General features: G+C 64.7%; 9 protein-coding genes and 1 pseudogene. 5 read left to right on the forward strand and 5 right to left on the reverse strand.

Annotated elements, in window-relative coordinates:
• Positions 1–440 (forward strand): N-acetyltransferase family protein (locus ACK4SV_RS15855; protein WP_409918815.1); only part of this gene is annotated, 440 nt, incomplete at its 5' end.
• Between the two features lie 4 nt (positions 441–444).
• The gene (locus ACK4SV_RS15860; protein ID WP_409918816.1) at positions 445–1,782 is read left to right on the forward strand and encodes an ATP-dependent RecD-like DNA helicase; all 1,338 of its coding nucleotides are present in this window, start codon (positions 445–447) and stop codon (positions 1,780–1,782) included.
• 8 nt (positions 1,783–1,790) lie between these two features.
• On the opposite strand, the gene ACK4SV_RS15865 is transcribed toward ACK4SV_RS15860, so the two are convergent.
• The 3 genes from ACK4SV_RS15865 to ACK4SV_RS15875 are packed head-to-tail and all read right to left on the reverse strand — an operon-like array spanning position 1,791 to position 2,567.
• Positions 1,791–2,021: a hypothetical protein gene (locus ACK4SV_RS15865; protein WP_409918817.1), complete on the reverse strand. Its 231-nt coding sequence runs from the start codon at positions 2,019–2,021 to the stop codon at positions 1,791–1,793.
• Between the two features lie 33 nt (positions 2,022–2,054).
• Positions 2,055–2,285 carry a hypothetical protein gene (locus tag ACK4SV_RS15870; RefSeq protein ID WP_409918818.1) on the reverse strand — a complete coding sequence of 77 codons (231 nt, stop codon included), beginning with the start codon at positions 2,283–2,285 and terminating at the stop codon, positions 2,055–2,057.
• Positions 2,286–2,345: 60 nt separating this feature from the next.
• Positions 2,346–2,567 (reverse strand): hypothetical protein, encoded by a 222-nt coding sequence (locus ACK4SV_RS15875; protein WP_409918819.1) that lies wholly within the window; start codon positions 2,565–2,567, stop codon positions 2,346–2,348.
• On the opposite strand from ACK4SV_RS15875, the gene ACK4SV_RS15880 reads away from it, so the two are divergent.
• Entirely contained in the window at positions 2,566–3,222 is a 657-nt protein-coding gene (locus ACK4SV_RS15880; protein ID WP_409918820.1) for a GrpB family protein, read from the forward strand. The two genes, ACK4SV_RS15875 and ACK4SV_RS15880, sit on opposite strands and share 2 nt — an antisense overlap.
• Here the strand turns inward: ACK4SV_RS15880 and dut are convergent.
• The gene (gene dut / locus ACK4SV_RS15885) at positions 3,219–3,674 is read right to left on the reverse strand and encodes a dUTP diphosphatase (RefSeq protein ID WP_409918821.1); all 456 of its coding nucleotides are present in this window, start codon (positions 3,672–3,674) and stop codon (positions 3,219–3,221) included. The two genes, ACK4SV_RS15880 and dut, sit on opposite strands and share 4 nt — an antisense overlap.
• A 101-nt stretch (positions 3,675–3,775) precedes the next feature.
• Here dut and ACK4SV_RS15890 point away from each other — a divergent pair, with 101 nt between their 5' ends.
• Both ACK4SV_RS15890 and ACK4SV_RS15895 read left to right on the forward strand, forming a co-directional pair.
• The gene (locus tag ACK4SV_RS15890; RefSeq protein ID WP_409918822.1) at positions 3,776–4,033 is read left to right on the forward strand and encodes a type II toxin-antitoxin system ParD family antitoxin; all 258 of its coding nucleotides are present in this window, start codon (positions 3,776–3,778) and stop codon (positions 4,031–4,033) included.
• Positions 4,033–4,362 carry a type II toxin-antitoxin system RelE/ParE family toxin gene (locus ACK4SV_RS15895; protein WP_409918823.1) on the forward strand — a complete coding sequence of 110 codons (330 nt, stop codon included), beginning with the start codon at positions 4,033–4,035 and terminating at the stop codon, positions 4,360–4,362. The genes ACK4SV_RS15890 and ACK4SV_RS15895 overlap by 1 nt, the downstream gene beginning before the upstream one ends.
• Positions 4,363–4,367: 5 nt before the next feature.
• Here ACK4SV_RS15895 and ACK4SV_RS15900 read toward each other — a convergent pair.
• Positions 4,368–4,578: pseudogene (locus ACK4SV_RS15900) on the reverse strand (bifunctional phosphopantothenoylcysteine decarboxylase/phosphopantothenate synthase); the annotation flags it as partial.

The following is a 4,578-nucleotide window of genomic DNA, read 5'->3' on the forward strand; positions in this document are numbered from 1 at the left end:
TTCACTTTGGAGCCGGATGGAGCATCAGGCCGCTGGAAGCAGCGGATATTGCTGGCTGCCGGGATATTTTCACGGACTGCCTGCTGACCATGCCCTGGCGCGGATCGCACCGCGGCCAGCATCTTGCCCTGCGCCGGGCGCTCGAGAGCCAGCCGGGCTGGATCGCCGAGGAGCCGAATGCCGGGATCATCGGCTTCCTGACGCTGCAACCGCCGGCAGACTATATCGACCATCTGTTCGTGGACGAGGACTGGCGGCTGTGCGGCGTGGCGCGGGGGCTGCTGCATGTGGCCCGGCAGGAGGCTCATGGGCCACTGAGCCTGGACGTCGACACGGAAAACCTAGTCGCCCGGCGCGCCTATGAGGCGCTGGGCTGGCAGGTCGTGGCCAGTACGGGCGGCGTGGGGCGCGCGCGGCAGATGCGTCTTGTCGGCCCCTGAGGGCATGACAGTCCCTGCCCCGGAAACGGTCTATGCCGCGCCAGCTGAATGGGTCGCCCGGGGCGCCGGGGCGCAGGGCAATCTGTTCCTGACGGGCCGGGCCGGTACTGGCAAGACGACGTTGTTGAAGAAGTTCCTGGCCGAGGCCGGCGAGAAGGCGGTCGTGCTCGCGCCGACCGGTGTTGCGGCAATGAATGCCGGCGGGCAGACGATCCATTCCTTCTTCAAGCTGCCGCCGCGCCTGGTCGAGCCACAGGATATTCGCCGCCTGCCGAACCCGCGCGTCGTGCGCACGGTGGACACCGTGGTGATCGACGAGATCTCGATGGTACGCGCCGACATGCTGGACGCGATCGACCACAGCCTAAAACTGAACCGGGGCTCGAAGCGGCCCTTCGGCGGGGTGCGGATGATCCTGTCCGGCGATCTGCACCAGTTGCCGCCGGTCGTTTCCGCCGATGAAGGCCCGATCCTGCATCAGCGGTATGGCGGCTCATACTTCTTCAATGCGCCGGCGTTCCGGGATGCGGAATTCTCCCTGCTGGCGTTGAAACATGTGTTCCGGCAGGAGGACCCGCGTTTCCTGACGCTGCTGGGCGCGCTGCGCTCCGGGCGGGTCACACCGGCGGATGAGGCGCTGCTGCAGCGGCTGGTCTCGACGCGCAGCGCGGCGGACGCGTCGGAAACGCATGTCGTGCTGACGCCGAACAATGCCAACGCGTTTCGCATCAACCAGTCCCGGCTGGCGGGCCTGACGGGCCAGGCAAAAGTGTTCAAGGCGGATGTTCAGGGCCAGTTCGATGACAAGAGCTATCCGACCGAGGCTGACCTTGAGCTGAAGGTCGGCGCGCGGGTGATGCTGATCAAGAACGACGCCGAGGGGCGCTGGGTGAACGGCTCACTCGCGCGGGTGGAGGGCTTTGGCGCGCGCAGCGTGATGGTGTCGATCGACAACCATATCTACGAGATCGAAGCGACGGCCTGGGAAAAATACCGCTACGGCTTCGAGACCGGCAGCAACAAGGTGAAGCGCGAAGTTGTGGGCACGTTCAAGCAGGTGCCGCTGCGGCTGGCCTATGCCGTGACGATCCACAAGGCGCAGGGGCTGACGCTGGACCAGGTATTCATCGACTTTGACAGCGGCATGTTTGCGCACGGCCAGGCTTATGTTGCGTTCTCGCGTGCGCGGACGCTGGAGGGGCTCGAAATCTCGCGCGCCCTGCGCCCGCGCGACATTGTGCTCGACCGCGAGGCGTTTGCGTTTGGCGCGCTCGACAAGATCGAGGAGACGCCGGCCTATCTGCTGGCGAAGTTCCGGAAAGATGAAGGCGCGCTGCTCTGAAGCAGAGTTCAGCCGAGGCGGCGGATCTCGTCGGAGAGCTGGCGTTCCTTGTCGGTGACGATTTCCTCGAGCACGCGTACGCGGTCCTTCAGGCGGGTGAGGTCCGGCTTTGTGGTGGCGAGTTCTGCGAGCGTGGCTTCATCCGGGCGGCTGTTCGAGCGGTGCTTGAGCCAGGTGTTGATCAGGCCGGCGCCGACGCTGATGGCGACGATCGCAACGACCATTGTGAAGGGATCCATGCGCGTGTCCTTTGTTTTCAGTTATTGGGCCGCTCAGGCGAGGCGGCGGATTTCATCGGCGAGCTGGCGTTCCTGATCGGTGACGATCTTTTCGAGCACGCGGACCCGCTCCTTGAGCCGGTCGATATCGGCCCGCATGGCGGCGCTTTCCTTGTCGTCTTCCTTGGAACGCGCGCGTTTCGTCTTCGCCTTCATGTGCACTTCATAGGCGGCGTACGCCATGCTGACGACCACGATGACCGTGACCATTGTGAACACATCCATGATCGCCTCCTGATGGCAGATAAGTGAGTTGTATAACCCGGCGCCGCGATGGGGGCCAGATCAGCTGTCGAGGTCGTCGATATCGCGGCGAAGCTGCCAGTCGCGGTCGGTGATGATGCGCTCCAGCGTGCGGACCCGCTCGTTCAGCCGCTCGATGATTTCATCGCGGCCATCCGGGCGTGGATCCGGGCCGGCCAGCCGCGTCCGGCGCCGGCAACTCCGGCGGCCCATGAAGAACCAGGCGATCAGGATGCCGAGAAAGATATAGAAAACAGGGCCCATGAGCGCCTCCCTCCTTATTGATATTCAATATGTGGGGAAGATGGCCCCATGTTCAAGAAAAATTGATCGCGTAGGCCCAGAAAAATATAAAGTGTCGCTTCGCGCGGCCATGGGGACGACAATGCACGAACCCTTGGTTGTTCCCTACGATCCGGGCTGGCCTGAGGCTTTCGCAGCTGAGGCCGTAGCCATCGCGCAGGCGCTGCCGGACATAGCGCTTTCGATCAATCACATCGGCAGCACAGCCATTCCCGGAATTCTGGCCAAGCCCGTTATCGATATGCTCGGAGCGGCTGACTCTCTTCAGAGGATGGACAAGGCTGCCCCCGCACTGGAAGCTCTTGGCTATGAGGCGATGGGGGCGTTCGGCATTCCGGGGCGGCGGTATTTCCGCAAAACGCACCCTGCAGGGCGGCGGACCCACCACCTGCATGTTTTCGAAACGGGATCACCGCATGTCGAGCGTCACATCGCTTTCCGGGACTATCTGAAAGCCCATCCTCTAATCGCGGGGGCCTATTCGGATCTGAAAGCCCAGCTAGCTCTGGCGCCGGGCGCCGATCCCGCTGCGTATGTGGCCGGAAAGGCGCCTTTTGTGTCGGCTACCGAGACGGCCGCGCTGGCATGGTATCGACGGCGCGGCCGAAATGCTTAGCGCCCCGTCGAGCCGAAGCCGCCGGCGCCGCGTTCGGTTGCCTCGAGCGCCTCGACCTGGCTCCAGGCGAGGCGCGTGACCGGGGCGAGGACGAGCTGGGCGATGCGTTCACCGCGCTGGATCGTGAAGGCGTCGCTGCCGAGATTGATCAGGATGACCTTGATTTCGCCGCGATAGTCGCTGTCGATCGTGCCTGGGGTGTTGAGGCAGGTCAGGCCGTGTTTGGCGGCAAGGCCCGAGCGGGGGCGGACCTGGATCTCGTAACCTTCGGGGATGGCAACCGAGAGGCCTGTCGGCACCATCGCGCGGGCGCCGGGGGCGAGGGTGATCGGGTCGCCTTCGGGCACGGCGGCGCGCACGTCCATGCCGGCTGAGCCCGCCGTCTCGTAAGCGGGGAGATCGAGCCCGTCGAAATGGGGCAGCGGCAATACCTGAACAGTCACATCGGTCATGCGGGGAGCGGTGGGGAGACTCTGCGGGGGAGTCAAGCGGGCCGCGCTTTTGACGGCAGCGCACCTATGGCATATATTGCCAATGACCAATGGAGGCGCGCATGGCCACGCGGAATGTTGTCCTCACCGATGCCCAATCAGAGATGATTGACCGGCTGGTCGCGTCCGGCCGGTATCAGAATGCGTCTGAAGCAATGCGGGCGGGCCTGCGCCTGCTTGAGCGCGAGGAAGACGAGATCGAGGCGCTGCGCGCGCGCCTGACCCTCAGCCTTGAGGAAGCCCGGCGCGGCGAGCTGGCCGAGGGCAGCGGCGAAGCGGCCATTCGCCGGGCCTTTGCCGGCACGCGTAAACGGCGCTGATGGCGAAGCCCTGGCGCCTGACGCGGCGGGCCGAGGCGGCGCTGATCGAGATCGCCCACTGGACCCATGAGACCTTCGGGCCCCGTCAGGCAGAGGCCTATGAGGAGGACCTCATCGCCTGCTGCCGGGACATCGCTGCAGGCACGGCGCTGACTCAGGATTGCCGCCGCCTGATCGATCCGGATCTGCCCGAAGACCTACGCTTAGCGCGGTCCGGGCAGCACTTCATCGTCTTTGTGGAGGCGGAAGAGCAGGTCATCATCATTGATTTCCTGCACAATCGAACGGATTTGCCGCGCCACCTGTCGGGGCTCATGAAGGACGACTGAGGCCGTTATTCCGCTGCGAGGCGGAGGCCAGCGTCATCGCCTGCGAAGGCGTCCGCGATTTTTTCGGCGAGGCGGGCGGCGACCTGGTCTTTCGGCATCCGGGGCCAGCGTTCTATGCCTTCGCGTGTGATCAGGGCGATCTCGTTGTCGGCGCCGCCCATGACGTCGCCGGACACATCATTCGCGACGATCCAGTCGCAGCCCTTTCGGGCGAGT

Origin of the sequence: Hyphomonas sp. (genome assembly GCF_046313735.1) — a bacterium.
Classification (GTDB): Bacteria; Pseudomonadota; Alphaproteobacteria; order Caulobacterales; family Hyphomonadaceae; genus Hyphomonas.